Here is a 25,819-nt window from a genome sequence, read left to right on the forward strand (position 1 = left end):
CTCCTCAGGCTGCGGCGGTGGAAGGGGTCGCGGGCGTCGCCGACAAGCCCGAAAGGCGCAGGTAACGCGCGGCGACGTCGTCGATGGAGGGCGGCGGCGCGGTGCCCGCGCTCAGGCGGCGCCAGAGGCCCGGATCCTCGGCGCAGCGCTGCATGGTGCCAGCAAGGTCCGCCGCATCGCCCGGCAGAACGTGAAGGCCGTCCACGCCGTCGCGCACCGCCTCCGCCATGCCGCCAATGCCGCTCGTGATGACGGGGCGGCGATGCATATGCGCCTCCTGGATCACCAGCGGCGCGTTCTCCCACCAAACCGAGGGCATCACCACCCAGTCCACCTCCGCCATCAGCGCGCCGATGTCGCCCCGGTCGTAGGAACCGAGGCGCAGAACGTGGGAATCGGTCTCGGCGAACAGGCGCTCGATCTCGGCGGCGAACTGATCGCTCTGATAGAGCGCGGCGCCATGGACCCGCAGCTCGAACGCGACGCCGACGCCGATCAGCCGACGGGCGGCATCCAACAGCACCTTCAGTCCCTTCCAGGGATTGATGTTGCCGAAATAGCCGAACGAGATTCGCCGCCCGTCGCGGGCCGAACGGAAGGGAGCCGAGGCTGTCAACGGCCGGCCGTTGGCCACCACCTCGATCCGCCCGGCATCAAGCCCCCATTGGACATAACGCTCCTTGAGGAACGCGCTCGGCGACACGAACTGGTCCACATAGGTGAAATGGGTCTTGAGATGCTGCGCGCGCAGCAGGAAGCGATCAGGCGCGATCTCAGGAAAGCAGCGGTGGCAGGCATCATTGCCACCGGAGAGGCAGCGCTGGCCATCGTGCACGCGCACCATCAGCCCATCGTGCGCGCAGATCGAATAATAATCGTGCAGCGTCATGATGATGCGCGCGCGCGGCAGGATGCGCCGGACCAAAGCGGGGAATTCCGCGCCCACCAGCAGCAGATGATGCAAATGGACGATATCGGGGCGAAAATCCTCCAGCAGCGCCACGAGATCCGGCACGACCCCATAGAGGTCGATCTGGCTCATGTTGAAGCGGTCGAAATGCCCGGCCCAAAACAGGAGCTCGTCGTTCGCCGTTCCCACGGTCTGGAACGAGGTGCCGGGCCTGGCGTCGCGGTGCAACTGGTTGGTGGCGCCGAGGAACAACGCTTCCACGCCGGAGCGCTGGTAGGCCTTGAACAGATCGTGGGCGAAGATCTCGGTTCCGCCGGGATGCAGATCGGGATGATTGTGCGCGACGACGAGGATGCGCGGGCTCATGGGCGGTCCCCCCTCTTCATGGCGACAAATATGTCCTGATAATGGGGGGCCGGGCGGCCGCGCCAATGGCCGAGACTCTTCAACGCGATGTCGAAGCCGGCCTCGCGCAGCAGGGCATCAATGAACCCGTCATCGAAGGCGACAGCCGCAAGCGGCGCCTCAGCATTGGCGAACCAGGAAGGCCCGTCCGCCTCGCGCACGAAGCCGAGGCGGGCATCGCGCCCCTCAGTCTCCACGGCTCCGCTATCCACTATGAAAGCCGTGAGGAACAGCTTGCCTCCGGGCGCCAGCACCCGCGCGATCTCGCGGAGATAAATGGCGAGTTCGTCCGGCGGCAGATGGGTGGCGACCGACACCATCAGCGCGAAGTCGAAGCTCCTGTTCGCAAAGGGCAAGACGAGTTCGGCGCCGGAGACGACCCCTTGCGGATTATAGAGCGCGTGCGCCACATCCAGCCGCTGGAAACGGAAGCGTGGATAGGCGGGCGTGATCGTGGTGGTGCACCACATCACCCCTTCGAGCACCGGATCGAACCCTTCGTAGCTGCCGCGCTCGGGATGCAGGAACTGGGTGAGTGGAACCGCCATGCGGCCGATGCCGCAGCCCACGTCCAGCACCCGATGGCTACGGCGCAGGCCGCCCAACGTCACGAAATGGCGCAGGAATTCCGCGCCGATCGCAAGGAAGTCGCCGTCGCCCACATAGATGCTGCCGGCGGGCGGCTGGGGAAGGAAGCGATTGTGCGCCACATGCTCCAGCAGCCATTCGGTCTCGGCGGGCAATGCCGCTGTGAGTGTTTCGCGAGCGGGGGTCTCGGAAGCGGGAATTTTGGGAGCGGGAATTTTGGGAGCATGCACGTTCATGCCGCGCACTCCGCTTCGAGCTGACCGGATGCGGACAGCGCCGCATCCGGCGTCATCAACGCGGCCATGACATCGCCCCAGCGCTGGGCATGCAGCCAGGCATTGTAGGCGGAGGCTGCACCACGCGCATGGTCCGCGTTCACCGACATGGAGCGCCGCTCCAGGTGATAGAGTTCCGCCTGCGGGACGTAGCCCACCTCGAAGCCCTTTGCCCGCACCTTCAGGCACAGGTCGCTGTCTTCATAATCGCCGATGACGTAATCCTCGGTGAAGCCGCCCACCTCCTCAAAAAGGGTGCGGCGCATGAGCAGGCAGGCGCCGGTGACGGCCGGCACGTTGCGTGCCACCGTGGCCGGCGGATAATGGCGCGGCATGCCCTTGTGAAAATGGTGGTTCAGCCATTGCCCGCGCGGCCCCGGCGCGAAATACATGCCGGCGTGCTGGAGCGAGCCGTCGTCGAACAGCAGTTTTGGCCCGACCGCCCCGAATTCCTCACCCTCAAGCGCCGCCAGAAGGGGGGAAAGCCAGCCCGCCGCAGTGGGGATAACGTCGGAATTCACCTGCGCCACGACGTCGCCGCGCGCCTCCCGCGCGCCGGCATTGCTGGCCGCCGCGAACCCAGCGTTGCGCGCCATCACCACCAAGACAAGCGGCAAATCGTACAGCAGATGTAGGCCGCGCAGCAGATGCTCGAGCCCGTCCGCCTGCTCCGGGGAATCGAGCACATAGATGATCTCGCACGCCTCGCGCACGAACCCGTCGGCGGCGAAGGCGCCGACCTGTACCCGCAGGAAATCCAGCACCCGGTAAAGCGGCACGACGATTGAAACGCGCGGCGCCTTTAGCCGCGTTCCCAAGGTGACGACGCGGGGGGCGCCCTGGGTCGCCATCAGTTCGCCATGTATCGCCGCGAGCGCCGGGGCAAGGCAGCGCGCGATGGCGTCGCCAGTGAGGAATTGCGGCGGGATCGCCTTCAGCGCCCGCGAGCGCCGCTCCGCCACGTCCACGGGCTGGGGCGGAGGAACGAGAACATGCCGCTCGCCCGATTTGAGCGCCACGCCGAAGCGCGGCTGGAGCATCGGCACGGCGACATCCGCCGCCACCAGCGCGCAGAAGCCCGTCACCGCCGTCGCATCATCGCCCTTTCCCACGATGCCGGAGAACGTGTGCTGCACAGCCCCGAGCGGCAAGGCGGCGTCGCCCGCCAGGAGATCAATGCCGGTCACCATGCCGAGCGGATCCCGCAGCCAGCCCCCCACCAGCATCCCGCGATCAGTCGCGAGGGCGAGGTCGATATCGGCCGAAGGCAAGTGGGGCCCGCCCGAAAGAGCCCGCGGCGGCAGCGGGCACTGCAACTGCATCTCGACCGCCGCGGCCTGGGCGGCCGGCGCACCGGAGCTCGCCAGCGCCACCGCGTGCTCGCGCAGCACGGGATCGGGCTTGCCAAGGCTGCGCCACCAGCGCGTGAGTGACGCAAGATCTCCCGGCATCTCGATGCGCCGCACGGCGAACCAATTGGGACCCGTCAACACAATGAACGTATCGGCGCCGATGCCGGCGGTCTCCAACGCAAGATAAAAACGCCGCAGGCCGCGCGCGCCGGGGGCGCCATAGCGCGGCGCGCCGGAAATCCGCCGCATCCCATCAGGCGACACGCAATAGAGCGTGCCGATGTCGTCGCATCCCATGGGCAGGCCGCCTTCGATCAGCGCCGTCGCCGCATCGAGCCGAGCGACGGCGCGCACCAAAGGCGGCTCGACCGGCGCCGATGCGCGGACCAGGCGGTGAAGGAGCGCCACGAACCTGCGGCTCGTGCGCATGCGAAAGATGGAGGGCCAGGTTTCCAGGAAGGTGGTCATCAGCGACACCTGCGCTGCCGGCGTAAGGCCGGCGAGCAGGCGTTCGGGTTCGGTAGGTGAAAAATCGTCCACCGGATCGAGCGCGACCTCGACGCTCTGGCCGACGCGGCCGGCGAAGAGCGACAAGGTCTGCATCTGGGCCGGCCTGCGGAAAGCAAACAGGAGGCGGGTTCCGCCATCCTCGCGCTGGAGGCGCAATGCGGCGAGCGGGGCCAGGGCGGGCCCGCAGGCGGGTTCGAGGCGGCCCGCGCTCCACACCCGCGTATCCACGTCGAACATAAGCAGCATGACGGAGCCGGCCAGCAACGATATCTGCGGGCCCGCCTCGGGGCTGGCGACCCGCTCGATGGGCAGGGACACAAGGGTCTGCGGGACAGATTGGAGCATGGGCCGCCACCTGCTTCTGGATGGCCCGCAAAGCAGGGCCAGTCGGAGGGTGCCGCTGACGCCCGCGACGCAAATCGCGGGCGCAGGACGGCGTCGCCCGGGCCTGTCCGGCCAGGGCTGAACCGAAAAGCAATCGCCGAGGACGCGCGGCATCCTCGGGTTGCGATCAGTGGACCAGGAAGTAATTGCTCGGATGATCCTGGATATCGTCCACGCTCACATTGTGGAGCGTGACCGTATCGCCATTGCCGAGATCGATGATCGTGTGGCCGCCAACCTCGGTCGCGCGCGCCGCCACATCCTCGGCGGTGGAGATATCGGTGCCGTTGATGCCTTTGCTGATTTCCAGCAGGTCGCTGCCCGCCTTGAAATCCAGCACCACGTCATTGCCACCGCCGCCGGTGAAGACGAACGTATCGCTTCCGCTGCCGCCGATGAGCACATCGTTGCCCGCGCCGCCGGCGAGGAAATCATCCCCCGAGCCAGCGGAGAGGAAATCGTCTCCACCGCCGCCGAGGAGGGCATCCTCGCCAGCACCGCCGAAGACATGGTCGGCGCCCGCGCCGCCGTCGAGATAATCGCTTCCGGCCTGACCGAACAGGAAATCACTGCCGGCATTGCCGAAGAGCTGATCTTCCCCGGCGCCGCCGAAGAGGGTATCGCCGCCGCCTTCGCCAAACAGGGTGTCACCCCCACCTTGGCCGAAAACCAGATCCTGCCCCTCGCCGGCGAATACGGTGTCATCGCCGCCGTGGGCAAGGATCGCATCGTGGAACCGGCTGCCGAGAAGCGCATCGTCGTAAGCGCTGCCTTCAATGGTCGCCATGGGTTTCTCCGTCGTTCGTTGCATGCGGGCAAGTCTCTTGCGACACCCGCCGAGAGCGCAACTGCGATATGGAACATCGCAGCTTCGACGCACTGCATCATACGCAGCGTAATCAGAATCCGAAAGAATAAAAATAAGGTAATTTATTGTCAGATCAAATATTTGAAAATGGATGAAAGTAATTTTGCATGTTTTTCACGATCTGAATCGAGATAAAATACTTCAGTTCTCGAACTAAATTCTCGCATTTGCGAACGAATTTGGGAGGTGGACGGGCGACGGCCCGGCGCGCGGTATCAGTTCTCGCGGAACGCGCGGTTGAAGCTCTCGGTCACTGGCTCCAGCAGATAGTCGATCGCCCGGCGCGGGCGCTTCAGCACCATCACTTCCGCGGGCATGCCAGGATAGAGGCCGACGCTCGGGTGATGCTTCAGCGCCTCCGGCGCGATTTCCGCACGCACGACAAAATAGGCGTTCTGGGTCGCCGGGTCGATGGTCTGGTCCGCCGCCACATAGGTGAGCTTGCCTTCCAAGGGCGCCAGGGTGCGATGGTCGTAAGCGGTCAGGCGCACCTGCACCTTCGAGCCGGTGTGCACGGAAACAATATCACGCGTGCCGAGCTTGGCCTCCACCACCATCGGCTCCTTCTCTGGCACGATGTCGAGGATCGGCTGGCCCGCCGGCAAGGCGCTGCCGGGGGTGCGCATCTGGATATTCACCACCGCCCCTTCCTGTGGCGCACGAACCGTGAGGCGGCCCAGCGTGTCCTTGAAGGTGGTGATCTGGTTCTCCACCTCGTTGAGCTGCAACTGGGCGTCCTGAAGCTGGTTCGCCACGTCGCTCTGCCAATCATAATCGATACCGGCCAGAGCCACTTCGGCACCCGCCTTGGCCTGCTCGGACTTGGCCTTCTGCGCCGTGTAATCGCCGAGTCGGCCGGCGAAATCCGAGATGCGAGCCTCCTGCTCCAGCAATTGCGCCTTGGCGACGAAACCCTTTGCCGCCAACTCCCGAAGGCCCGTGATGCGCTCGTTGATGAGGTCGCGCTGACGCTTCACGGAATCTATCAAGGCCGACAGGGACTGCGCCTCCGCCACCCGCTGCTCGATTTCCTTGCGCTGGACCTCAATCTTGCCGACATAGGATTCATGTCGGCGCGCGAACAGGCGGCGCTCGGCGTTCAGCACGTCGACGGCGATGGGATTGCCGGGGTCCAGCACCGGTTCGGGAAAGGTGACCTCCTGCGCCCCGCTCTGCTCGGCCCGCAGCCGCGCGAGCTTCGCCAGCAGCCCGATGCGACGCCCCTGCGCCTGTTCCAGATCCGCCCGCGCCCGCGTATCGTCCATCTGCAGCAGGGGTTGGCCGACGCGCACCAGATCCCCCTCATGCACCAGGAGGCGTTTCAAGGTGCCGCCTTCGAAATGGCTCACTGTCTTGCGCTTGGAATCGACGATCACCGTGCCGCTGGCAACCGCCGCCGCATCCAGATTGGCCGACATGGCCCAGCCGAAGAACCCGCCGAAGCCAAGAAAGATGGCGGCAAGTCCTGCGATCACCGGTCCGCGCAGACCCGATCCCGCCTCCTTTGGCTCTTCGGATGCCAGAACTTGATACCAGGTCTGCCCGCCCGCCCCTGGCGGCAGTACATCCGCGGACCGCAAGGCCGGCTCCTTGGTCTGCGCCCGCAGCCGCGCCGAGACCTGCCCCGCCTGCCGGCCCACGGGCACCTTGCGGATTGTCGCCGCGCCGCTGCTCGCGGTCTTGGCGGGCCCGGCCGGGCCGGTGGGTTCGGTCTCGCTCATGCTGCATCCCCCGCCTTGGCGAGCGCCGCCTTGCGCACTGCGCCCTGCCCGCGCGCGGGCGTGATGGCCGCAACCACCGAGGTGCGCTCGCCGAACTGCGCGATCCGCCCTTCCTGCAAAACCAGGAGCTTGTCGGCACATTCCATGATGGCGGGGCGGTGGGCGATCAGGATGACAATGGCACCGTCATCGCGCGCCGCGCGCATGGCCGCCATCAATGCGGCTTCGCCTTCCGCATCCAGATTGGCGTTCGGCTCGTCGAGCACCAGCAGCCGCGGCCGGCCATAGAGCGCACGCGCCAGGGCGATACGCTGTTTTTGCCCGCCCGAAAGGGTGAACCGCCCATCACCCACCGGCGTGTCGTAGCCGAGCGGCAGACGACCAATCATCTCATGCACGCCGGCTTGGCGGGCCGCCTCGATGACGCGGCGCGGGTCCGGCTCGCGCATGCGGGCGATATTATCGCGAATCGTGCCATCGAGCAGAGAGACCGCCTGCGGCAGGTAGCCCACGATGTCGCCGAAGGAACCGCGTTCCCAGAGATAGACATTGTGCCCGTCGAGATAGATCCCGCCGGCGGTAGGCCGCGCCGCGCCGACCATGAGCCGCGCCAATGTGGATTTACCCGCGGCGGACGGCCCCACAACGCCGAGGATCTGGCCCGGCTCAACCCTGAAGCCGATGCCCTTGAGCACCGGCAGGTCCTGCCCTTGCGGCATGAAGATCAAATTGTCCACCTCCAGATCCCCCTGGCAATGGGGGGTGGGCACGCTGTCGCGGGCGGAACGGTGGTTCTCGAGCAATTCGCGGATACGCTGCCAGCCAGACATGGCAGTGATCCAGGAGCGCCAATGGTCGGTAAGGCTGTCGAACGGCGCCAGCAGCCGATTCATGATGATGGTCGCGCCGATCATCGAGCCCGGCGAGGCGCTGCCCTCGATCACCAGCGAGGCGCCGAGCGAAAGGGCCCCGATCTGCATGGTCAGGCGCAGTACACGCGTCACCGCATGAACGCCACGCCCGCGCCTGTTGCTGAGGTTGGAGAGTTCCGCGGCATGGATCTGCGCGGTGCGCCAGCGGCGGGCCAGCGCCGGCAGCATCCCCATGGCCTCGATCGCCTCGGAATGGCGCAACGCGCTGGCGATTCGCGCGTGGTTCTCAAGATGCGCCTGATTGGCCTCCCGGGTCACTTGGCGGGTGAAGAGGTCGGAAACCAAGCCGAGTGCCACCAGGATTCCGGCGGACACGATGGCCAACAGCCCATAATAAGGGTGCAAGGCAAACAGCACGACGAGGAAGATCGGGCACCACATACCCTCCAGCGGCGCGAACGCCGCGCTGGAGGTGATGAAGGTCCGCAAATCGCTCAGATCGCGTAACGCCTGCGAGGCCTTCGTGGTTCCGCTCTCCACCGAGGCGGCGAGGGTTGCCTCCAGCGTCGGCAGGTTGAGGCGCCTGACCAGGGAACTTGCCATAGCCTGAAAGGTTAAGGCACGTATATACTCCAAAATCCCGTATAGGAGGAGGCAGCCGACGGCGATGATCACGAGCATCATCAACGTGTCGTAGCTGCGGGAGTTCACGACGCGATCGTGCACTTGGATCATGAATAGCGGCACCGTGAGCTGCAGCATGGTTATGAAGGCGCTGATCGCCGCCGCATAAACGAGGCCGGCCACGAAGGTGCGCCGGCCCGTCTTGATGAGTGCTTGCGTATCGAATGGCTTCGCGGGCATCAGAGAGCACCTTGTTACCGACTTTCATTCAAAAAGTAACCAGAAAGTCGAAATATCTTTAAAATCGCAGAAGATTTCCCTATCATCGCCTCATTATATAGGAGGATACTTCCCTCGTATTGCCTCTTCGTGGCGAGATTTTGAAAGTCATTCCACAAAGTATGAAGCACGATATAGTCTCAGAAGGCGTAACAAAAAAGTCGGCAGAATCGCTGATACATATGGCTGAGGAGGAATAGTTCGAAATTCGAGATAAAGTCGAACGAAAGGTGAGTTCATGACTCAGAAGCTTGACCGGACCGCGCTTCCGGAATCCGATGATGAGACCCCCTCGCGCTGGAGCGATCTGGTACCTGGCAGCATCCCCTACACTTCCGTCGCCTCTCGAGGAGTGGATTTCACCGACGGACTTTCGGACATGTCATCCCTGCCACCTGAAGGCATCACCCATCTCGAACTGGTCCGTGTCATCGAGCGAATCCACAGGCGCTATTGCGACCTGCTGCGCGTGGAATTGCTGCGCCTCGGCATCGACGACATCAGCCCGCCCCAGGTCATGCTGCTGTTCACGATTGGCGAGGACGAACTCTCGGTTCGCGATCTTCTGGAGCGCGGGCACTATATTGGCTCCAATGCTTCCTACAACCTTAGGCAATTGGTAGATGCGGGCTACATCCACCGCACAGCTTCCGCCCGCGACAAGCGCTCGGCCAGAATCAGGCTGGACGTCAAAGGGCGGCATCTGTGCGAGCAGATCCGCGGCCTGGACGAGGTCTATCACCGGCTCGTCGCCCGCGACGCGGAGGAGGAACGCCAGATGAGCGTCGCCTACGGCACCTTGCGTCGCATGGAACTCGCATGGACCAATGCCATGCGTTACGGCGACGCCTGAACCTGCCCTCTGCCCGCCCCGCTCGGGGGCGGGTGGCCGTGCGCGGCCTTGCCCCTCCCTGCAAACGAAGGAGCAACATGCGGATCGTCTTTGTCCATCGCCGGGGTCCCGGCCAGTTCCTGCACCTTGCGCCCTACCTCGCCGGCGAGGGCTGGGAGGTAACCTTGGTCTGCGAGACCTCCGATCGCGCTCTGGCGGGTGTGCGCACCGTCCGCCATCGGGCTGAGGCAGCGCCCCACGGCCGCATGGATGCCACGCCCCATCTTGCAACCCCCGAGCAACACGTGCGGATCGGCTATCGGGTGGCCGAAACACTGGCGGCCCTGGCGCGCATCGATGGTCCACCCGACCTGATCTTCGGCCACATGGGATGGGGCGGCCTGATCTTCGCGAAGGACGTCCTGCCCCACACACCCCTGCTGGGCTATTGCGAATATTTCCACCGCCCGGCTGGAGGTGATGCCGGCTTCGACCCGGATGATCCGGTCACCAACGACGACCGCCAGCGGCTGCGGCTGCGCAACAGTGCCCAATTGCTGACGTTGGAAGCGATGGATGGAGGCATCAGCCCGACCCGCTGGCAGAAGGCGCGTTATCCCGCGCCCTTCCTGGGCCGGATCGCGCAATGCCATGACGGCATCGATACGCAGGTTTTCCGGCCCGATTCGCAGGCCCGGCTGCGTTTGCCCGACGGGCGGGAACTGGCCCCTGGCGACCCAGTCGTGACCTATGCCGCGCGGGATCTCGAACCCTACCGCGGCTTTCCCCAATTCATCCGCGCCGCCGCACGCGTCGCCCGTGCCCGGCCCGATGCGCTGTTCGTCGTGGCGGGAGGTGATGGTGTCAGCTATGGCCGCCCGCCTGCGGATGGGCGAAACTGGCGCGAGACCGCGATGGAGCAAAGCGGGCTCGATCCCGCTCGCGTCGTTTTTCTCGGCAGCGTCCCGCACGCCACGTTGCGACGGCTGTTCCAGATTTCGGCGGCCCATGTCTATCTCACCTACCCGTTCGTGCTGTCCTGGTCGGTGCTGGAAGCTATGGCTTGCGGCGCGCTGGTGATCGGCTCAGCCACTGCCCCAGTGGAGGAGGTGATTGCGGACCGCATCAACGGACTTCTCGTACCCTTTTTCGATGAGGAGGCGCTTGCAGCCCGCATCGGCGAAGCGCTGGACGAGGCGGCGCGATATGCTCCCCTGCGGGCGCAGGCGCGCCGCACTGTGCTGGAACGCTACGACCTCGAGCGCTGCCTGGCTCGCCAGACCGCACTGATCACGAGCCTGCTGCAAAGACGACCGGCACCGGCGCGCCGCTTCGCCTGACGAAGGTCCATCCGATTAAATATTAGAAGTAAAATTGAAGTATATTTTAACTGTTGCGCAATGTACCTAATGCGAACATCATGCATCAAGGCACTTTATTCAGGCCCTCAGGTCCGCCGCGCCGCGCGGGTCGGACCGCCCCCGGGCGGGCCCGCCCCTCCAAGCCTCCTGTACAGAGGAACCCGAGAATGAATGCACCTCTCGCCAACGGCGCCACGCCCCGTCGCCCGCGCATCGGCGTCCTGATGCCTGCCGGCCGGGTGGTCGAGCACGACCGCGTGCGCACCCACACGCATGGCAATCCGCAGAAGGCGACGACCCTGTTCACCAATATAGGCGATTGCTTTGTCTTCGAATCCTCGCTGCGGATTCTGGATTACGTTGAAGTCCAGCCCATCTATGCCAGCGAGACGACGGTACCGAGCGAGGCCTATATTGAGAAGCTGAACGAGCTCGACTTCATTTTTCTGCGCGGCTCAAACTACATCAACACCAATGGCAAATGGGATGCCATCACCGCCTTGCTGGAGCGCACCAAGGTTCCGGTGATGGCCTTCGGTATCGGTGTCCAGACCCCGGACAATTCGGAAGACTATGTGAATGAATCCACCAAGCGCTTCCTGCAACTGGTGGCGGACCGCTCACGCTCCATCGCCATCCGCGGCACGCTCTCGCAGAAGGCGCTGAAGTCGATCGGCATCGGCAAAGTGCGGATCATCGGCTGTCCCACGGCTTTCCGCCACCGCAAGCCGACCATCGCCGTCGGTCGCGTTTCGAGCGGCGAGATTGCCGATCTCGGCTTCACCCTGCGCCGCAAGACCCACGGCAGCACGACGATCCAGCGCTACATGCTGCGCACCCTCGCCGAGCAATATCGCACCCGCATCTTCTGCGCGGGGGAATTGGAGGAGAAGCAGATCTTTTATGCGCAGCGTGGCGCACTTGAGAATTCGCCCCTCGCCCTGGCCGGCGCCATCGATACGCTGATCGCGGAGGACTGGTTCCATGGCCCCGCCGACCCGCTGATCGACCTCTACAAATCGTCCCTGGCGGTGTTCGAGGCGGTGGAGGATTTCGAAACCGGCCTCCGGCAGATGGATGCGGTCACAGGGTTCCGCCTGCACGGCAACCTGCTGGCACTGGCAAACTCCGTCCCCGCGCTCTACGTAACCTACGATACGCGCACACGGGAATTCGTGCAGACGCTCGGCATTCCAAGCATCGACGTTCGGCAGATGGATCGCTTCTCGTTCCGCAAGGCATGGGACAACGCCGACTTTTCCACCTTCGAGCGCGCCTATGCCGCTCGCTTCCAGGATCTCAAGGCATTCCTGGAGGAGAACAACATGGCCCACCGGCTGGAAGCCGAAGCGCCTGCGCTGGTCGCGGCGGAGTAAGGCACTGCGGTCCTCCCTGCTCCGGCTATTTCCGGACTCCGCGTCGGCGGTTCGCGCGGCATGGCGGACGGCGGTTCTCGCCTTGTGCATGCCGACGTTTGCGCCGGCAGCCCTGGCGCTCGATCTCGTTGTGGCGGGGCCGGAGCGGCTCATCTTCGACCAGCGCACGCAGGCGTGCGATGCATCCGACCTGCCGGACGCGCCGGCACGGGCATTTCGCGATGCGCAGGGCCAGATGGTTCTGTTCGCACCCAATTTCCGCAATCGCGCGTTCGTGGGACCGGACATCGACCACCTCGCGCGCGACTGCGCCGTGCGCTTCGCGGCGAAGGGGAAGGCCAATCCGCAATTGCTGGATGATCGCACCTGGCTGCATGCCTTCCACACGCGCGACGGCGTCAATGTCTTCGCCCTCGCCAGCGCCAGTTTCATCCCCTATCGCCACGGCACGGTCTGCGCCGCCGGACCGGCGCGCACGGACTGCTGGCGCAACGGCCTCGTGGCTCTCGTCTCGCACGACGGCGGACGTAGCTTCACCAACAGCGCCCCGCCGCCGAAGCATGCCTTGATGCCGCCGCCGGAGGCCTATTCGGCACAAGTGAAAAACCCGGCAGGCTTCATCTCCGCAACCAATATCGTGCCCTTCAAGGGCGACCTCTATTCCATCGTCTGGCGACGCGACGCCAATGCCCGCCAATCGCGCAATTGCCTCGTGCGTGCCAGGGGCGGTAACATCGACCATTGGGAGGTTCTCACGAACGGAGGCTTCGCCGCCCTCGCGGATCGCATGGCGGATGGCTGGCACGTTCGCACCACGGACTGCGATCGCATCGGCCCCCGGGGGCTTCCCGCGATTCGCGGTTTGGTCCTGCACCCCGCCACCGGCACCTTCGTCGCGGTGTTCCAGCATCGACGGCGCGGACCGGATGGCACGGCCGAAGCAGGCTTCTTCACCGTCCAGTCGCAGGATCTGATCTCATGGTCGCAACCGCGCTTGCTGCTGCCTGTGGCGCTGCGCGGCGACCGCGAGGCGGAAGGTGCCCGCGCCGGCTACCCCTCGCTCATCGACGACACCAGCGCCGACCGCGATTTCGGCACGGTGGGAGAAACCGCCGACCTGCTGTTCGTTCGGTTTCTCACCCAGACGAACGGCGGGCGCGTGCGAACCTTGCGCGCGCTCGTGGCGGTGCCACTCAAGCTCGTGCCCTGATCCGCGGCCGCCTCAGGCGCCGACGAAATCCCCGCGCATGGGCGTAAACACGTCGATCAATACGCCGGGCTCGATGCAGACGGCGCAATGATGCACGTCCGATGGCACGTAGAAGCTGTCTCCGGCCGAGAGCCGCGCGGTGCGGCCGTCGATGGTGATCTCGAACACGCCGCTTTCCACGCTCGTCACCTGCACATGGGGATGGCTGTGCGGCGCCCCGCCAGGGCCGGGCCGGGTGAAGATCACCCGCACCACCATGATCTCGTCATTATAGGTGAGGATCTGGCGCTGGACGATGTCATCCACCACCTCGACCGGAACCTGTGCGGCGAAGGCGAACACCGCCCCCTTTTCCTGCGACATGACATGCTCCTTCCGAACCGCAACCACGGACCACGCGGCTCCATTCACGATCCGTCAATGGTTTAAAACGGTTTAGCGCGCCCGCCGGCCGCCATCCACCGGCCGCGCGACGTCGTGCACATAATTGGCGACAGCGGGGGCGAGGAGCGCCGCACGGAGCACGGAGCGCGGGCGAAATAGCGCGGCACCACCGTGGGCCCACGCCAGGGCGCAAGGCACGCGCTACGTCCTCCTTGCGGCCGTCTCGCCGGCTCAGAACGCCATGCCGCCCTACGGAGTGGCGGTGTTGACAGGATGATATGCTAATATATTAGGGAAGAAAAACGGCCCCCGGATGCCTCCAGGAAAGCCGATGCACTGTCTCGGAGAGGAAGTGAAAGTGGCGACGGCGCGCCGAGCGAGGCGGCAGAAGGGCGTGAAAATCGCCGGCCCAGGCAGAAGCGTGCGAGCGATTCCCGCCTCCGCGCGCATCCATGGCGTGCTGCGCGAGCAGATCGTCGGCATGGACATTCCCCCCGGCGCGCTGCTCCAGGAAAAGCAGATCGCGCTTGCCTGCGGGGTCAGCCGCACGCCGGTGCGCGAGGCGCTGCTGAAGCTGGCAGACGAGCGGTTGGTTGATATCTTTCCGCAGTACGGCACCTTCGTCTCGCGCATCTCCGTTCCCGCCATGCGCGACGCCATGATGATCCGCGAGGCGCTGGAGCGCGCCGCCGTGCGGGCGGCCGCGGCATGCGCCGGCGCAGACGAAATCGCCGTCCTGCGTGGCCTGCTGGTGGAGCAGCATGCGCTGCACGAAGCCGGCCGCCTCGCCGCCTTCCACGCCGCCGACGAAAGCTTCCACCAGACGATTTCGGAAATCGCGGGCCATCCCAATCTGTGGCGCGTGGTGCGGCAGGAAAAGGCCCATGTGGACCGCTGCCGTATCCTCTCCCTGCCCCAGCCGGGGCGCCGGGCCATGGTCTTGTCCGACCACGCCGCCATCATAGACGCCATTGCCTCCGGCGATCCCGACGCGGCGGAGAAGGCGATGCTCGTCCATCTCGGCAAGGTGCTGCCGTCGGTGGCGGCGCTGGTGCAAGCCTATCCCACCTATTTCGAGGAATCGCCGCTTGCCCCGGAGCCGCCGCCCCAGTCGAGCGAACCCGAACCGCAGTTGCATTGCGACCTTCACCCGCCGGAGCCTGCGCCGCGCCGGAGCAAGGCAGCGGCCGCTGCCAGGAAAAGGGCCTCATAGCCCATAAAGTACGCTCCGCTTCACCCAGACCGCGGGTTTCAGAGGTCGTCTTAAGTCCCCGCGCCAGCCTCCGCCGGCCCCTTTCCTCAGGAGCTTTTCATGACAGCGACCCAGCTTGCCCTTCCCGTCTTCCCCGATCTCAAGGGCAAGGCGGTGCTCATCACCGGCGCCAGCACCGGGCTCGGCGCCGCCGCCGCCGAGGGCTTCGGCCGCAGCGGCGCGCGCGTCGCGGTCCATTACAACGCCAGCCGTGATAAGGCCGAACAGGTGGCGGAGCGTGTGCGCGCGGCCGGCGGCGAAGCTGTGCTGGTGGGCGGCGACGTCACCCGCCGCGAGGCGCCCGCCGCCATCCTCGCCGCCACGCTGGAGGCGTTCGGCGGCCTCGACGTGCTGGTGAACAATGCCGGCGGGCTCGTGAAGCGCGTGCCGATCGGCGAATATAGCGATGAGCTTTATGATGCCGTGCTCGATCTCAACGTGCGGCATGTGGTGGCGTTCATGCACCAGGCGGTGCCGCTGATGCTCGCCCAGGGGCGCGGCGGGGCGATCATCAATGTGTCTTCCATCGCCGCGCGCCACGGCGGGGCGGGCGGATCGGTGCTCTATGCGGCGGCCAAAGGCTTCATCTCCACCGCCACCCACGGCTGGGCCAAGGAATTGGCGCAGACCGGCATCCGCGTGAATGCCGTGTCCCCCGGTGTCATCGAGACCCCGTTCCACGACCGCTATTCCACACCGGCGCAGATGAGCGCCATGCAGGCCACCATCCCCATGGGCCGGCTGGGCGTACCGGACGAATGCGTCGGCACCTTCCTCTATCTCGCCTCGGCGGCGGCGAGCGGCTATGTGACCGGGCAGGTGGTGGAGGTGAACGGCGGCCAATACATGCCGTGACGCAGATGGCTGCCGCCCGCGTCCTAACCGGCCGGCAGCAGCCGCGCGGTGCGCAGGGCGGCAAGGTCGCGTGATCCGGTGCAGAAGCAGGCGATGCGCAATTGCGCGATGATCACCTCGAAATGCGCCACCACCGCCTCGCTCGACAATACGGCGGAGGAGAGAACCCCCGCCGCCTGCCCCGCGAGATCCGCGCCAAGGCGGATCGCTTTCGCCACGTCGACGCCGTCCTTCAGCCCGCCCGAGGCGATCAAAGGCACCTGCGGACACGCCGCGCGCACCTCGGCGAGCGCGCGCGCGGTGGGGATGCCCCAGCCGGCGAAGGCGGCAGCCACGGCGCGCTGGGTGCCGGTGCCGCGTTCGCCTTCCACGAGCGCCCAGTTCGTGCCGCCGGCACCCGCGACATCGATCGCGGCCACCCCGTTATCCACAAGCCGGCGGGCGAGATCGGCGGAGATTCCGAAGCCTACTTCCTTCACAATCACGGGAGCCGGCAGGGCACGCGCCAGCACGCCGATCCGCTCCAGCAGCCCGCGCCAATCGCGATCGCCTCCGGTCTGGATCGCCTCCTGCAACGGGTTGAGGTGCAGGATCAGCGCATCCGCCTCGACCATGTCCACAGCCCGTCGCGCCTCGTCGAGCCCGTAGCCGCACGCGAGCTGGGCCGCGCCCAGATTGGCAAACAGGGGAATGTCCGGTGCGATCCGGCGTAGCCCGGAATCGAGCCCGGCCGCCGCCCCGCCCTCCAGCACCACGCGCTGGGAGCCGACGCCGAGGGCGATGCGCAGATGCTGCGCCGCCTCCGCCAGATGGCGATTGATCAGCCCCGCCGCCGCCGGCCCGCCGGTCATCGAAGAAATAAGCAGAGGCGCCGCGAGCGGACGCGAAAGGAACGTCGTTGCGAGATCCACATCGTCCAGATGCAGTTCAGGCAGCGCGCAGTGCTCGAAAACCAGGCTTTCGAAACCGGTTTTTGCACTGGATAAGGCACGCCCGTTCGCCATCACGATGTCTATGTGGTCTTGTTTGCGGCGCTGGATCTCGCTTTCCGCGTTCATCGCGTCAATCTCTTCTGCTTGACAGCAAGCCACCTTCAAGGGTTCTAGGGTCTGATCTAACATCATGCAAGCGCATGGAATCTGCCGAGCCCGCCCCGCAGGGGCCACGCGGGCGGAAGAGCGAGGAAGGGCCGGCCTGATGACCCACGGCAAATCCCGGGACGGCGAAGTGCTGCATGCCGTCGAGGGCGGGTCCGCGACGGCGCTCGCTACCGAGCGTACGCCGGATCTGAGCTATCTGCGTTCGGTGGTGGACCGGCGCCTGGGCTTGCTGCTGCCGACCACGGCCTCCAATCCCGCGACGCTGCACGCCGCCATGCGCCACATCCTGCTGGCGCCGGGCAAGCGGCTGCGTCCGCTGCTCGCCATGTCGGCGGCGCTGCGGCTCGGCGCCGACGAGCATGCGGTCCTCGATTGCGGCTGCGCGCTGGAGATGATCCATGCCGCGTCCCTCATCATCGACGATCTGCCCTGCATGGACGACGCGAAGCTGCGGCGGAACCAGCCGGCGACCCATGTGCAATTCGGCGAGGACGTGGCGGTGCTGGCCGCGATCTCCCTGCTGACCCGCGCCTATGGCGTGGTCGCCGCCTCTACCGCCGTGCCCGCGCCGGCACGGGTGGAGATCCTCGCCATCTACACCAATGCGGTCGGCTCCCTCGGCCTGTGCGGCGGGCAGTTCGACGATCTGCGCCCGGTGCCGGGGCGCAGCCTTGCCGCCACCGAGGATGTCAACCGCCGCAAGACCGGCCTGCTGTTCACCTCCGCCGTGGAGGCCGCCAGCCTTGTGCATGAGGCGAGCGCGGACGACCGGGAAGCACTGCGCGATTTCGCCAATCACGTGGGCCGCGCGTACCAGATCCTCGACGATCTGCTGGATGTGCAATCCACCGCCGCCGCGCTCGGCAAGGATGTCGGCAAGGACGAAGGCAAGGCCACCGTCGTCGCCTCGCTCGGCGCCTCGCGCGCGGTAGGTCTGCTGGACAGCCATCTGCGCGGCGCGGCGGACGCCTCCGACCGCATGTCCCGCCGCAGCGAGGGCGCCGACCCGCTGCGCGACTTCCTGCGCCATGCCTTCGGCGGCCTGCCCGGCGTCACTTTGCCGTGACCTTCCCCGCCCTGTCACGGCTGGCCGCCCGCCCCGCCCCGGCGGCCGCGCACAGGACACCGGTGCTGGAGATGGCCCATGTGAGTGCCAGCTATGGCACCCGCGCGGTATTGCACGACGCCTCGCTCGCGGTTTCGGCGGGCGAGATCACGGTTCTGCTCGGACCCAACGGTGCCGGCAAGACGACCCTGATCCGCGCCGTCTGCGGGCGCCTGCGGCCCGATCACGGAACCGTCCGCGTGAAGGGACATGCCGCCCATCTGAGCGAGGCGCGCCGGCGCATCGGCCTGGTGCCACAGGAACTGGCGCTTTATCCGAGCCTCACGGTGCGGGAAAATCTCGACATCTTCGCGCGCCTCGCCGGCATGCCGCGCGCCGAGATCGCCGGGCGGGTCGGCGCCGTGATGGAAGCCGCCGGCGTCGCCGCGCGGGCGAACGAGCGCATCGACCGCCTGTCCGGAGGCTGGAAGCGCCGAGCCAATATCGCCGCAGCTTTGGTGGGCGAACCGGCCCTGCTGGTGCTGGACGAGCCGACGGTGGGCGTCGACCGCGCAGCGCTCGCGGGCTTCGCCGATCTTCTGCGCGCGCTCGCGGCCGGCGGCCTCGCGGTGCTGATCGTGACACACGACCTGGAGCAGGCGGCGGCGGTGGCGGACCGTGTCGCGATTCTCGTCAACGGCCATGTGGCGCTGGAGGGGCCGATGCACGAGCTCGTGGCGCGGCGCTTCGGCGGGGCGCGGCGGGTGGAACTGCGCTGGTCGCACCCGCCCGACGGCGACACCCGCGCCCATCTCGTGTCCCTCGCCCTCCAGAGCGATCCGACCGGCACCACCTACACCGGCGGCCTTGCGGCGGGCACGGGGGCGCTCGCTGATCTTCTGCTCACCCTCGAGCAGCGCCATGTGATGCCGCGCGAAGTCTCCGTGCGCGAGCCCGACCTTGCCGCGCTTTATGCCGACGTGCTGGCCGAGGCGGCGCGATGATCGGCGCGATCATGAAGGCCATGGGCCTCACCTTGTTGCGCGACAAGGGCGCGCTGGTGATGACCTTCCTCCTGCCACCGCTGATGTTCCTGGTGTTCGCGGCGGTTTTCACCGGGGTGAGCGGCGATGACGCGCCGGTGAAGGCCGCGCTCGCCGATGCCTCCGGCAGCAAAGGCGGCCATGCGCTGTTTTTGGCCCTGCACAATGCCCCGCTGGTGCAGGCGGTCCCGGTCAGGGACGAGGCCGCCGTGCGCGACGCGGTGCGCTCCGGCGCCGCCGATGCCGGGCTGGTGATCGCCTCCGATCCGTCGGCGGGCGGCAATGCGGCGCCGCTCCTGATCCTCGCCGATCCCGGCCGGGCGGCGGCGGCGGGATTGCTGATGGCCCATGTGCAGGAAGTGATTTCCGAGCGCCTGCCGCAGATTGGGCTGCAGCGGCTCGGGGCGCAGATGCAGTCCATCGTCGGCAGCTTCACCCCCGAGCAGACCGAACAATTCGATCTTGCCCTGCAAGCAAGCGCGGAAAGCGTGGCCAAGGGCGAAAAGCCGCGCGGCGGCGACTTTTTCGCCCGCCAGACGGTGGATTCGCTGAAAGCCCTGCCCACCGTCACCTATTATGCCGGCGCCATCGCCGTGCTGTTCCTGCTCTTCTCCTCGGTACAGGGGGCGGCCTCCCTGGTGGAAGAGCGGCGTTCCGGCATCTTCGACCGCATCATCATGATGCCCGGCGGAACATGCGTGATGGTGCTCGGCAAGTTCGCCTTCATCACCCTGCAAGGGGTGGTGCAGGTGGCGCTTCTGTTCGCCGTCGCTGGACTGGTCTATGGGGTGGCGGTGCTGCCGCATTTCGGCACCTGGCTCGCCACCACGGTCGCCGCGGCGGCGGCCACCGCCAGCCTCGCCCTGGCCTTGGCCTCGGCGGCGCGCACGCGTCAGCAGGCACAGACTCTCTCCACTTTCGCGGTGCTGATGCTCTCCGCCATCGGGGGCAGCATGGTGCCGCGCTTCCTCATGCCCGCATGGCTGCAAAACGTCGGCTGGATCACCCCCAATGCCTGGGTGATCGAGGCCTATCAGGCCAGCCTTTGGCGGGGCGCCGCATTCGGCGAACTGGCGCCTGCGCTTTTCGTTCTTATTTGTTATGCTGGCGTCGGGCTTCTGGCCAGCATGGTGCTTGCGCGGCGCGATGTGCGGCTTGGCTGAAGCATCGTGCGCGGCGGCCGCGCGGCAAGGCGAGCCCAAAGGCCGGGCTTGAGAGTGAACCTTGAGGCAGAACAAGGCACGCGGGTCCGCATTTTGCTCGCATGCATGGGGCATTTTTTGCGCCCGCAGTTCCGGAATCCTGCTGGAGCCGGAAACCGGCCTCCAGCATCCGGGGCGGGCGTCCTGAACCTGAGTTTGAACCATGACCATTGCCTTGAATACGCTGATCGTCCTCGTCACCGTCGCCATCATGGAAGGTGTCGCCTGGGCGGCGCACAAATACATCATGCACGGCTGGGGCTGGGGCTGGCATCGCTCCCACCACGAGCCGCACGAGGATGTGTTCGAGCGCAATGACCTCTATGCCGTCGTGTTCGCTTTGCTCGCCATCGGCCTGATCATCTATGGATCGAACGGGTTCGGCCCACTCTATTGGGTGGGCGTGGGCATGACGGTCTACGGCTTCCTGTATTTCTTCGTGCATGACGGACTGACCCACCAGCGCTGGCCGTTCCGCTATGTGCCGCGCAACGGCTATCTCAAGCGCCTCGTGCAGGCGCATCGGCTGCACCATGCGGTGGACGGCAAGGAGGGCTGCGTTTCCTTCGGCTTCCTCTATGCCCAGCCGGTGCAGAAGCTGCGCGACCAATTGCGCGAAACCCATGGCGGTTCGCTCAAAAACCTGGACACCCGTTCGTGAGTCTCGCGCGTTCGGGGCAGGCGGGCGAAAAATCACGCCGTCCGCGCGCGCCCAGCGCGGCGGCGGTGGAGATGAAGCGCGCCTATGCCCGCCAGGGCGCCATCGGCCTTGGCCTCGCCGCGCTGGTCATGGGCGGCTGGCTGGCCGGGCACATCTTCGGGGTGTTTTTCCTGCGCCTCGCGCCGCCGGACATCTTCGCCGCGCCGGTGGTGATCGCGCTCCAGACCTGGCTTGACGTGGGCCTGTTCATCATCGCGCACGATTGCATGCACGGTTCGCTGGCGCCGTTCCGGCCGAAGATCAACCTCTGGGTGGGGCGGATCGCGCTCGGCCTCTATGCGGCCTTCAGCTATGATCGCCTCCTGCCGAAGCACCATGACCACCACCGGCATTCCGGCACGCCAGACGATCCCGATTTCGACGCCGACCATCCCGACCATTTCTGGCCCTGGTTCGCGCGCTTCATGCGCACCTATTTCGGCTGGCGCGAATTCGCCATCCTCACCGTGGTGCTGGCGGTCTATATCCTGATCATCGGCGCGCCGGTTGTGAACGTGCTGCTGTTCTGGGCGCTGCCGGCACTGCTCTCGGCGCTGCAATTGTTCTATTTCGGCACCTATCTGCCGCATCGCCACGGCGAGCCGGGCTTCGCCGACACCCACAATGCCCGCAGCAATGAATTCGGCTATGCGCTGTCGCTGCTGACCTGCTTCCATTTCGGCTATCACCACGAGCACCATGAGGCGCCCTACGTGCCGTGGTGGCGGCTGCCGAAATATCGGCGGGAGAATACAGCGGGACGCGGCTGAGCGTTTCGCCCGGCGCTCTCCCTATCTCCGGCCCACCGCCGACACGATCAGCTCCGCCGCCTCGCTCACCCCGCCGCTGGCGGTGATCTCGCTTTGGATGCGCCGTGCGGCGATGGCATAGGCGGGGTCGGACAGCACGAGGCCGAGCGCCTCTTCCACCCGCCGCGCCGATGCCTTCTTCGCCGGGAAAATGCGCGCGACGCCGCTATAGAGCAGGCGCGCGGAGATGCCCGGCTGCTCGAACGCGATGGGCATGGCCACCAGGGGCACGCCCAGGCTCAGCGCATCCATCACCGTGTTAAAGCCGGCATGGATCACCGCCGCTTTGCAATGGGCGAGCACCTGGCGCTGCGGCACGAAGGCCCGCACGACGGGATCGCCCGGCAGCGCCCGCGCCGCCTCTTCGCTCAAGAGCCCGCCATGGGCGAGCACAAGCCGCACGTTCAGCTTCTGCGCCGCCCGCGCCACCGCCTGGAACAGATCCGCCCGCGCGCCCTGCAAGGTGCCGAGCGAGCAGAACACCAGCGGGCGCCCGTCGCCATGCACGTCGAAATCGAGCGTCGCCTCGGCTTCCGGCGTGCGGAACGGGCCACAATAATGGAACGCGGCCGGCAGTTCGCTGCGCGGGAAATCCAGCCCCGCCACGCATTGCGCCGCTTGCAGGAGGGGCGAAAAGCCCTGGTCCGCCAGCGGATCCAGTCCGAAGGCTTTGGCGTGCCGCGCCACCACCTTGGCCATGGGCTTCATGAGGAAATCGGTGACGCGCCAGCCGCCCTCGTTCCACCAGCGGCCCTTCTCGGTGGGATCGTACGGCCAGTCCACGAATGGCGGCGGAACGCCAATCTCGCGATTGAGCGGCAGCGCGGTGGCGGTCGAGACGAACGGCAGCTTGAGATGCCGCGCCACCAGGGCGCCGGCGGCCTCCGTCTGATCGGCGATCACCGCATCTATGCGCTCGGCGCGAAACGCGTCCGGAAGGTCGCGGCAAAGCATGTCGGTGATTTCAGCCGTGTCGCGGATCACGGCCAGGAGGCCGAGCGGCCCGGTGGGATTGGCGAGCTTGTGAAGATGGGCCTTCAGCGCGCCTGCGGGATGGCTGGAAAGCCCCACGGCGCGGAACCCGACCGGCGCGCCGCGCACCATCTCCGCCGCATCCGCCATATGGAAGAATGTGACGCGATGGCCACGCGCCACCAGATCGCGCGACAGCGCCATCAGCGGGTTGAAATGCCCGGAGAGCGGCGGGGCGACGACGGCGAAATGCAGGGAGGTCATGCCGGGCGGGTCCACAGCGTCTTCGGGCGGGAAACCTCGGCGGAGGCGAGGCGCGAGAACGCCGCCTGCACCGCGCCCGCAGCGGCAAAGCCGATTTTCTCGCCCTTGGTGGTGGAGCGCCGCTCATCCCAGGCATAAGGACCTGCCGCGCGCACCTTGGTGCCGATGGCGCGATATACCGCCCGTGCGGTCGTGATCGCGCAGGCCGAGCGGAACGGCAGCGCCCGCACGCCGATCAGGGCGGACTCATAATAAGGCTCGGCGAGATCCAGCAGCCGCGCCACCACGTCCGCCACCTTCTGCCGGTTCTCAGGCAAGGCGACTTCGCCCGGCTCCACGCCGCCGGCGCGCAGCCAGTCGGCCGGCAGATAGACCCGGCCGATGCCGGCATCCTCCACCACATCGCGGGAAATATTGGTGAGCTGGAAGGCGAGGCCGAGATCGCAGGCCCGGTGGAGCACCTCGTCGTCGCGTGCGCCCATGATCAGCGCCATCATCACGCCGACCACGCCCGCCACATGGTAGCAATAGGAGAGCGTGTCCTCGATCGTCTCATATTTGCGGTCCTCCACATCCATGCGGAAGCCCTCCAGCAAATCGAGGGGATAGCGCTCGGGAATATCGTTGCGGCGGATCACCTCGGCGAAGGCGGCGAAGGCGGGATGCGCGCTCGGCAGGCCGCGATAGGCGCGGTGGGTCTCTTCATAGAGCCCGTCCAGGCGCGCCTGTGCGCTCTCGCTCGGAGCGACCCGGCCGTGGCCCAGCTCCTGCCCGTCCACCACATCGTCGCAATGGCGGCACCAGGCGTAAAGCATCACGGCGTCCGCCCGGGTGCGCGGATCGAACAGCTTGGCCGCCGCCGCGAAGCTCTTCGAGCCCTTGGCGATGGCCGCTTCGCTCGCGGTGAGAACCTCGCTCACGCCCGGCCCTCCTTCGCGGAACCGGTCCGTTCCACGGCGATGGCGGGAAAGTCGGCGATGATCAGGCCGGCTGTAGCCTTGGCCGAGCCGACCACGCCCGGCACCCCCGCCCCCGGATGGGTTCCGGCGCCGACGATGTAGAGATTGGGGATCTTGTCGTCGCGATTGTGCGGCCGGAACCAGGCCGATTGCGTCAACAACGGTTCCACCGAGAAGGCAGAACCCATGTGCGCGTTCAACTCGTCGCGAAAACCGAAGGGGGTGAGGATGCGGCTCGTCACCAGATCCGCCTTCAGTCCCGGCAGCAGGCGGGCTTCCAGATAATCGAGGATGCGGTCGCGATATTTCGGCCCTTCCACATCCCAGTCGATATCCGCCTTGCCGAGATGGGGCACGGGAGAGAGCACATAGAAGCCGGTGCAGCCCTCCGGCGCGAGGCTCGGATCGGTGACGGTGGGGGCGTGCAGATAAAGCGAGAAATCCTCCGGCAACGCGGGGCCGGCGAAAATCTCGTCGATCAGTTCGCGATAGCGCGGCCCGAACAGCACGGTGTGATGCTGGAGATGGTCATAGGTGCGCTTCGTGCCGAAATAGATCACGAACAGCGACATGGAATGGCGCATCTTGCCAAGCCGCTTGCCCTCGGCCTTGCCGCGCGGGGTATTGCGCAGCAGCTTGGCATAGGTGTGCACCACGTCCGCATTGGAGGCGACGAGGTCGAATTTCGTCACGCTGCCGTCGGCCATGCGCACGCCGGTGGCGCGGCCATTCTCCACCACGATTTCGTCCACCGGCGCGGAGAGCTTCACCGTGCCGCCGAGATCCTCGAACAGGCGCACCAGGCCGCCCACCAGCGCGCCGGTGCCGCCGCGCGGGAAGAAAACGCCCCATTTGCGCTCCAGCGCATGGATCAGCGCATAGATCGAGGAGGTGGCGAACGGATTGCCGCCCACCAGCAGCGAATGGAACGAGAACGCCTCGCGCAGGTGCTCGTCCTTGATGAAGCGCGCCACCATGGCATAGACGCTCTTCCACGCCTCAAGCCGCATGAGCTGGGGCGCGGCGCGGATCATGTCCTTGAACGAGAGGAAGGGCACGGCGCCGAGCTTGATGTAGCCCTCTTCAAACACCGCCTTGGAATAGGCGAGGAAGCGCCGGTAGCCCTCCACGTCCACGGGTGAGCGGGCGGCGATCTGCCGGTCGAGCCCTTCCTGGTCGTTCACATAGTCGAACTGGGTGCCGTCGTTCCACAGCAGGCGGTAGAAGGGCGAGATGGAGATCAGCTCCACATAGTCGGAGAGCTTGCGTCCCGCGATCGCGAACAGCTCCTCGAGTGCGCTCGGGTCGGTGATAACGGTCGGCCCGCCATCGAAGGTAAAGCCCTGGTCCTCGTAGACGTAGGCGCGGCCGCCGGGCTTGTCGCGCTTCTCATAGACCGTGACGTCGAAGCCCGCCGCCTGAAGACGGATCGCCAGCGAGAGGCCGCCGAAGCCGGAGCCGATCACCGCTGCCTTACGGTGGCCGTTGGGGTGCGTCTTCGTCAGCATCATGGCATGCGGGACCCGTGTTTCACGTCGCCGATCTCATTCGGCCGGCATTCCGGCTGCTGCGATACAGCATCTTGTTGGTAAATGCATATTGCCCCTTGGGGGATGACATTTCGGCGAGCGGCAGCGTCACAAGGTCCCGCCGCCGCGCGCCGCCCG

General features: G+C 66.4%; 22 protein-coding genes. 11 read left to right on the forward strand and 11 right to left on the reverse strand.

Annotation, left to right across the window (positions count from 1 at the left end):
* Positions 1-4: 4 nt before the first annotated feature.
* The 6 genes from V5G24_RS16710 to V5G24_RS16735 form a co-directional block, all read right to left on the reverse strand.
* Positions 5-1,276, reverse strand: a complete 1,272-nt coding sequence (locus tag V5G24_RS16710; protein ID WP_394080966.1) for a glycosyltransferase family 4 protein — start codon at positions 1,274-1,276, stop codon at positions 5-7.
* A complete protein-coding gene (locus V5G24_RS16715; protein ID WP_394080964.1) occupies positions 1,273-2,139 on the reverse strand; it encodes a class I SAM-dependent methyltransferase in 867 nt (288 codons plus the stop codon). Before V5G24_RS16715 ends, V5G24_RS16710 begins: the two co-directional genes overlap by 4 nt.
* On the reverse strand, positions 2,136-4,385 hold the full coding sequence (locus tag V5G24_RS16720; RefSeq protein WP_394080962.1) for a glycosyltransferase: 2,250 nt from the start codon (positions 4,383-4,385) through the stop codon (positions 2,136-2,138). The genes V5G24_RS16715 and V5G24_RS16720 overlap by 4 nt, the downstream gene beginning before the upstream one ends.
* Before the next feature lie 166 nt (positions 4,386-4,551).
* Positions 4,552-5,211, reverse strand: coding sequence for a calcium-binding protein (locus tag V5G24_RS16725; RefSeq protein ID WP_394080960.1), 660 nt, complete (start codon positions 5,209-5,211; stop codon positions 4,552-4,554).
* Positions 5,212-5,507: 296 nt separating this feature from the next.
* Positions 5,508-7,013: an HlyD family type I secretion periplasmic adaptor subunit gene (locus V5G24_RS16730; protein ID WP_394080958.1), complete on the reverse strand. Its 1,506-nt coding sequence runs from the start codon at positions 7,011-7,013 to the stop codon at positions 5,508-5,510.
* Entirely contained in the window at positions 7,010-8,749 is a 1,740-nt protein-coding gene (locus V5G24_RS16735; RefSeq protein WP_394080956.1) for a type I secretion system permease/ATPase, read from the reverse strand. The genes V5G24_RS16730 and V5G24_RS16735 overlap by 4 nt, the downstream gene beginning before the upstream one ends.
* A gap of 277 nt (positions 8,750-9,026) precedes the next feature.
* Between V5G24_RS16735 and V5G24_RS16740 the strand changes: the two genes are divergently transcribed.
* The 4 genes from V5G24_RS16740 (at position 9,027) to V5G24_RS16755 (ending at position 13,567) form a co-directional block, all read left to right on the forward strand.
* Positions 9,027-9,641, forward strand: a complete 615-nt coding sequence (locus V5G24_RS16740) for a MarR family transcriptional regulator (RefSeq protein ID WP_394080954.1) — start codon at positions 9,027-9,029, stop codon at positions 9,639-9,641.
* 77 nt (positions 9,642-9,718) lie between these two features.
* Positions 9,719-10,960, forward strand: a complete 1,242-nt coding sequence (locus V5G24_RS16745; protein ID WP_394080952.1) for a glycosyltransferase family 4 protein — start codon at positions 9,719-9,721, stop codon at positions 10,958-10,960.
* A gap of 188 nt (positions 10,961-11,148) precedes the next feature.
* Positions 11,149-12,357, forward strand: coding sequence for a polysaccharide pyruvyl transferase family protein (locus V5G24_RS16750; protein ID WP_394080950.1), 1,209 nt, complete (start codon positions 11,149-11,151; stop codon positions 12,355-12,357).
* Between the two features lie 88 nt (positions 12,358-12,445).
* On the forward strand, positions 12,446-13,567 hold the full coding sequence (locus V5G24_RS16755) for a hypothetical protein (RefSeq protein WP_394080948.1): 1,122 nt from the start codon (positions 12,446-12,448) through the stop codon (positions 13,565-13,567).
* A 12-nt stretch (positions 13,568-13,579) separates the two neighbouring features.
* On the opposite strand, the gene V5G24_RS16760 is transcribed toward V5G24_RS16755, so the two are convergent.
* Positions 13,580-13,930 (reverse strand): cupin domain-containing protein, encoded by a 351-nt coding sequence (locus V5G24_RS16760; RefSeq protein WP_394080946.1) that lies wholly within the window; start codon positions 13,928-13,930, stop codon positions 13,580-13,582.
* A 442-nt stretch (positions 13,931-14,372) separates the two neighbouring features.
* Between V5G24_RS16760 and V5G24_RS16765 the strand changes: the two genes are divergently transcribed.
* On the forward strand, positions 14,373-15,164 hold the full coding sequence (locus V5G24_RS16765) for a GntR family transcriptional regulator (RefSeq protein WP_394080944.1): 792 nt from the start codon (positions 14,373-14,375) through the stop codon (positions 15,162-15,164).
* 99 nt (positions 15,165-15,263) lie between these two features.
* A complete protein-coding gene (locus V5G24_RS16770) occupies positions 15,264-16,058 on the forward strand; it encodes an SDR family NAD(P)-dependent oxidoreductase (protein WP_394080942.1) in 795 nt (264 codons plus the stop codon).
* 23 nt (positions 16,059-16,081) lie between these two features.
* On the opposite strand, the gene fni is transcribed toward V5G24_RS16770, so the two are convergent.
* Positions 16,082-17,116, reverse strand: a complete 1,035-nt coding sequence (gene fni / locus V5G24_RS16775; protein WP_394080940.1) for a type 2 isopentenyl-diphosphate Delta-isomerase — start codon at positions 17,114-17,116, stop codon at positions 16,082-16,084.
* Between the two features lie 139 nt (positions 17,117-17,255).
* Here fni and V5G24_RS16780 point away from each other — a divergent pair, with 139 nt between their 5' ends.
* The 5 genes from V5G24_RS16780 (at position 17,256) to V5G24_RS16800 (ending at position 21,918) form a co-directional block, all read left to right on the forward strand.
* The gene (locus tag V5G24_RS16780; protein ID WP_394080938.1) at positions 17,256-18,224 is read left to right on the forward strand and encodes a polyprenyl synthetase family protein; all 969 of its coding nucleotides are present in this window, start codon (positions 17,256-17,258) and stop codon (positions 18,222-18,224) included.
* The gene (locus V5G24_RS16785; RefSeq protein WP_394080936.1) at positions 18,221-19,207 is read left to right on the forward strand and encodes an ABC transporter ATP-binding protein; all 987 of its coding nucleotides are present in this window, start codon (positions 18,221-18,223) and stop codon (positions 19,205-19,207) included. The genes V5G24_RS16780 and V5G24_RS16785 overlap by 4 nt, the downstream gene beginning before the upstream one ends.
* Positions 19,204-20,409, forward strand: coding sequence for an ABC transporter permease (locus V5G24_RS16790; protein WP_394080934.1), 1,206 nt, complete (start codon positions 19,204-19,206; stop codon positions 20,407-20,409). The genes V5G24_RS16785 and V5G24_RS16790 overlap by 4 nt, the downstream gene beginning before the upstream one ends.
* A 202-nt stretch (positions 20,410-20,611) precedes the next feature.
* Entirely contained in the window at positions 20,612-21,109 is a 498-nt protein-coding gene (locus V5G24_RS16795; RefSeq protein WP_394041373.1) for a sterol desaturase family protein, read from the forward strand.
* Entirely contained in the window at positions 21,106-21,918 is an 813-nt protein-coding gene (locus tag V5G24_RS16800; RefSeq protein WP_394080932.1) for a fatty acid desaturase, read from the forward strand. The genes V5G24_RS16795 and V5G24_RS16800 overlap by 4 nt, the downstream gene beginning before the upstream one ends.
* A 21-nt stretch (positions 21,919-21,939) precedes the next feature.
* On the opposite strand, the gene V5G24_RS16805 is transcribed toward V5G24_RS16800, so the two are convergent.
* Genes V5G24_RS16805 through V5G24_RS16815 form a run of 3 tightly spaced genes read right to left on the reverse strand, consistent with a single transcriptional unit; the run spans position 21,940 to position 25,663 of the window.
* Complete coding sequence (locus tag V5G24_RS16805) at positions 21,940-23,193, reverse strand: glycosyltransferase (protein WP_394080930.1); 1,254 nt, start codon at positions 23,191-23,193, stop codon at positions 21,940-21,942.
* On the reverse strand, positions 23,190-24,113 hold the full coding sequence (locus V5G24_RS16810; RefSeq protein ID WP_394080928.1) for a phytoene/squalene synthase family protein: 924 nt from the start codon (positions 24,111-24,113) through the stop codon (positions 23,190-23,192). The genes V5G24_RS16805 and V5G24_RS16810 overlap by 4 nt, the downstream gene beginning before the upstream one ends.
* Positions 24,110-25,663, reverse strand: a complete 1,554-nt coding sequence (locus V5G24_RS16815; protein WP_394080926.1) for a phytoene desaturase — start codon at positions 25,661-25,663, stop codon at positions 24,110-24,112. Before V5G24_RS16815 ends, V5G24_RS16810 begins: the two co-directional genes overlap by 4 nt.
* Positions 25,664-25,819: the final 156 nt, after the last annotated feature.

Origin of the sequence: Roseixanthobacter finlandensis, from assembly GCF_043195105.2 — a bacterium.
In the GTDB taxonomy this organism is placed as follows: domain Bacteria; phylum Pseudomonadota; class Alphaproteobacteria; order Rhizobiales; family Xanthobacteraceae; genus NCEH01.

Excerpts from the sequence above, each read along its gene's own strand:
- V5G24_RS16710 (WP_394080966.1), bottom strand. The coding sequence starts at position 1,276 with ATGAGCCCGCGCATCCTCGTCGTCGCGCACAATCATCCCGATCTGCAT.
- V5G24_RS16715 (WP_394080964.1), bottom strand. The coding sequence starts at position 2,139 with ATGAACGTGCATGCTCCCAAAATTCCCGCTCCCAAAATTCCCGCTTCC.
- V5G24_RS16720 (WP_394080962.1), bottom strand. The coding sequence starts at position 4,385 with ATGCTCCAATCTGTCCCGCAGACCCTTGTGTCCCTGCCCATCGAGCGG.
- V5G24_RS16725 (WP_394080960.1), bottom strand. The coding sequence starts at position 5,211 with ATGGCGACCATTGAAGGCAGCGCTTACGACGATGCGCTTCTCGGCAGC.
- V5G24_RS16730 (WP_394080958.1), bottom strand. The coding sequence starts at position 7,013 with ATGAGCGAGACCGAACCCACCGGCCCGGCCGGGCCCGCCAAGACCGCG.
- V5G24_RS16735 (WP_394080956.1), bottom strand. The coding sequence starts at position 8,749 with ATGCCCGCGAAGCCATTCGATACGCAAGCACTCATCAAGACGGGCCGG.
- V5G24_RS16740 (WP_394080954.1), top strand. The coding sequence starts at position 9,027 with ATGACTCAGAAGCTTGACCGGACCGCGCTTCCGGAATCCGATGATGAG.
- V5G24_RS16745 (WP_394080952.1), top strand. The coding sequence starts at position 9,719 with ATGCGGATCGTCTTTGTCCATCGCCGGGGTCCCGGCCAGTTCCTGCAC.
- V5G24_RS16750 (WP_394080950.1), top strand. The coding sequence starts at position 11,149 with ATGAATGCACCTCTCGCCAACGGCGCCACGCCCCGTCGCCCGCGCATC.
- V5G24_RS16755 (WP_394080948.1), top strand. The coding sequence starts at position 12,446 with ATGCCGACGTTTGCGCCGGCAGCCCTGGCGCTCGATCTCGTTGTGGCG.
- V5G24_RS16760 (WP_394080946.1), bottom strand. The coding sequence starts at position 13,930 with ATGTCGCAGGAAAAGGGGGCGGTGTTCGCCTTCGCCGCACAGGTTCCG.
- V5G24_RS16770 (WP_394080942.1), top strand. The coding sequence starts at position 15,264 with ATGACAGCGACCCAGCTTGCCCTTCCCGTCTTCCCCGATCTCAAGGGC.
- fni (WP_394080940.1), bottom strand. The coding sequence starts at position 17,116 with ATGAACGCGGAAAGCGAGATCCAGCGCCGCAAACAAGACCACATAGAC.
- V5G24_RS16780 (WP_394080938.1), top strand. The coding sequence starts at position 17,256 with ATGACCCACGGCAAATCCCGGGACGGCGAAGTGCTGCATGCCGTCGAG.
- V5G24_RS16790 (WP_394080934.1), top strand. The coding sequence starts at position 19,204 with ATGATCGGCGCGATCATGAAGGCCATGGGCCTCACCTTGTTGCGCGAC.
- V5G24_RS16795 (WP_394041373.1), top strand. The coding sequence starts at position 20,612 with ATGACCATTGCCTTGAATACGCTGATCGTCCTCGTCACCGTCGCCATC.
- V5G24_RS16805 (WP_394080930.1), bottom strand. The coding sequence starts at position 23,193 with ATGACCTCCCTGCATTTCGCCGTCGTCGCCCCGCCGCTCTCCGGGCAT.
- V5G24_RS16815 (WP_394080926.1), bottom strand. The coding sequence starts at position 25,663 with ATGATGCTGACGAAGACGCACCCCAACGGCCACCGTAAGGCAGCGGTG.